Here is a 2,672-nt window from a genome sequence, read left to right as displayed (position 1 = left end):
TGTCAAGGGTCGCCGAATTCTCCCCAGTCATGGTCGTTCAAATATCCCCACCCGGTTGAGATGCATTGTCGTCATGTGAGCGGACCAGCCCGGCCTTGAGCTTGTCCTTGAGGCGGTACGAGTTGCCGCGGATGTTCATGGTGACAGCGTGGTGGAGCAGGCGATCGAGGATTGCGGTGGCGATGACGCGGTCACCGAAAACCTCCCCCCAGGCGCCGAAACTCTGATTGCTGGTGAGGATCATCGGCCCGCGCTCGTAGCGCCGGCTGATGAGCTGGAAGAACAGGTTCGCGCCCACGCGGTCGATGGGCAGGTAGCCGATCTCGTCGATGATCAGCAGCCGCGGCGCGGTGTAGAGCTTGAGCTTGTCTTCCAGGCGCCCCTCGGCGTGCGCCTTGGTCAGCTTCTCGATCAGGCTGGCGGCCGTGGTGAACAGCACCCGGTAGCCGGCCTCGATGGCTTTCAGGCCCAGACTCACCGCCAGGTGGGTCTTGCCGACGCCGGGAGGGCCGAGCACGATGACGTTGTCGCCGTGTTCGATGAAGTGGCAACTGGACAGCGCCTGCACTTGCTTGCGATCGATGGACGGCTGGTAATCGAAGTCGAAGGTCTCCAGCGGCTTGACGAACGGCAGGCGGGCCATCGCGGTGCGCATGGCGATGTTCTTGCTGGTCTTGGCGGCAACCTCCTCGCTGAGGACTTGTTCGAGGAACTCGGCGTACGGCAGATCGTTAGCCGCGGCCTGCTGCAACAGCGCTTCGAGTCGCTCGCCGCTCTTGAGCAGCCGAAGCTTGCGCAGATGTTCACCCAGGCGCTCCAGTTGCGCGGGCGTGGTCATGGTCGCCGCCGAGGCGGTGGCGGCCGAGGTCGCCGGCTTGGTCGCGAGCTTGCTCATGCCAGAGCCTCCACGAGTTCGGTGCCGAACAGGCGCTCGTAGACGGCGAGGTCGCGCACCTCGACTTCGCGCAACGGATCGGTCGGCGCCGATGTCCGAGGTGCAGAGAAGCGCTGTCGGGCGTTGCGCGCGGCCGCTCCGGGGCCGTGCTCAGGACGCACGCTCAACTGCCCGCGTCCGGCCAGCACCGCATGCTCGGCCACCACTCCGCCGCGGTGCCGGATGACCCACGAGCCGCCCTCGCGCACCACCTGCACAGCCTTGCCGATCAGCCCGAAGGGCACCGAGTAGCGGTTGCCATCGACGGACACCAGCCAGTCGGTGGCGACTACGCGCTCGCGCACCATCGCCTGCAGGAAGCTCGGATGACCGGCGGTGGGTGCCATGGCGCGCGCCTCCTCGACGAAGCGCTCAATGGGCCGCTGATGCGTCGTGCCGTGCGTGCGAACGTCTGCGATCTCGATCTGCCAGGCGGCCAACTGCTCGTTGAAGTCCTCCAGGTCGCGAAACACCCGGCCGGGCACGAAGTTGCGCTTGACGTACTTCACCCCGGACTCGACCTTGCCCTTGGTCTGGGCACGGTAAGGCTGGCACAGCCGCGGCGTGAAGCCCCAGTGCGCGGCGAAGTTCGCGAACGTCGGGTTCAGGCGCGCTCGGCCCTCGTGGGTACCCAGTACCACGGTGCGCATGCGGTCGTAGAGCAGGAACTCGCAGCGCCCCCCGAAGTGGGCGAACGCCGCCTCATGTGCGGCCAGCAACTCGGGCATGCGCTCGCGCAGAAAGCCCAGCGCGAAACCCCGCCGGCTGTAGCCCAGCGTCATCACGAAGACGTGGATCTGGGTGCGCTCACCACCCAGCGCCACTGTGATCTGGCCCCAGTCGCATTGCGCCTGCTCGCCAGGCCCCGTCTCGAAGCGCCGCTGCGTCAACGAGGCCACGCACGCTGCCATGCGCAGCGGCGCCACCGCGCGGCGCACGATCACGTAGCCGCCGGTGAACCCTCGATGACTGCGCAGTTCCTGCCACAGGATTCGCGCCGAGTAGTCAACCTCGGGCGCCCGCTCGGTGAGCCACTGCCGATGCGCATCCAGCAAGCTGACAGTCTTGGCGCGCCGGTACGGCTGCCACGAAGCCTGATTCAGGCACCTGCGAACCGACTTGCGGTCCAGATCCAACTCTCGCGCGATGGCCGAGATGTCCTGGCCTCGAGATCGCCGCTCATGAACTGCCTCCCACTGTTGTTGGCCCAGCACCGGTGCCTCCGTGTCCGCCTTGAACACGGCCACGGTAGCGGGCGCCGCGCTGCCCAGGGCCCTCGGGCCCTGGGCAGCGCAACCTGCTTCTGGCTCCACAGCCAGCCGAACTTCCACGTCCATCGTTCGCTCCTTCGCGTTGATGGGTGAAGAGAATTCGACGACCACAACTGGGGATTATTGGAAGACCACTGACAGCTAACCCGACGTTGGAACGGAACGCCACCAGCAGCGCCCCGCGAGCCAGCGCTCGGATAGTCTCTGTCTCGCGGGGCGCCCCTGGCGGCGTCCGCTCAACTACACGTTAGGGAAAGCCATACGCACGTATGGCGAGGAATCTGGCTTTGTGCTAGTCTTTCCGAATGGCGAGCACGCGCTTCGAGTGGGATCCGAAAAAGGACGCCGAGAACCAACGGAAGCACGGTGTTCCGTTCGTTCGCGCCCAGTTCGCTTTTGCTGATCCGAATCGTGTAATCGCCAGAGATGTCACTCATAGCCAGTCCGAGGAGCGGTTCTACTGCTTC

At 65.7% G+C, this 2,672-nt stretch carries 3 protein-coding genes; 1 reads left to right on the top strand and 2 read right to left on the bottom strand.

The window, feature by feature from the left end; genetic code table 11:
- Positions 1-37: 37 nt before the first annotated feature.
- Both ING98_14650 and ING98_14645 read right to left on the bottom strand, forming a co-directional pair.
- Complete coding sequence (locus tag ING98_14650; protein ID MCA3103103.1) at positions 38-838, bottom strand: ATP-binding protein; 801 nt, start codon at positions 836-838, stop codon at positions 38-40.
- A gap of 53 nt (positions 839-891) precedes the next feature.
- Positions 892-2,145, bottom strand: a complete 1,254-nt coding sequence (locus ING98_14645) for an IS21 family transposase (GenBank protein MCA3103102.1) — start codon at positions 2,143-2,145, stop codon at positions 892-894.
- A gap of 365 nt (positions 2,146-2,510) precedes the next feature.
- On the opposite strand from ING98_14645, the gene ING98_14640 reads away from it, so the two are divergent.
- On the top strand, positions 2,511-2,672 hold a 162-nt coding region (locus ING98_14640; GenBank protein ID MCA3103101.1), incomplete at its 3' end, for a BrnT family toxin.

The organism is Rhodocyclaceae bacterium, assembly GCA_020248265.1.
Classification (GTDB): domain Bacteria; phylum Pseudomonadota; class Gammaproteobacteria; order Burkholderiales; family CAIKXV01; genus CAIKXV01.
The sequence above is the reverse complement of the archived record's forward strand: the minus strand, read 5'-3'. Positions and strand labels throughout refer to the sequence as shown.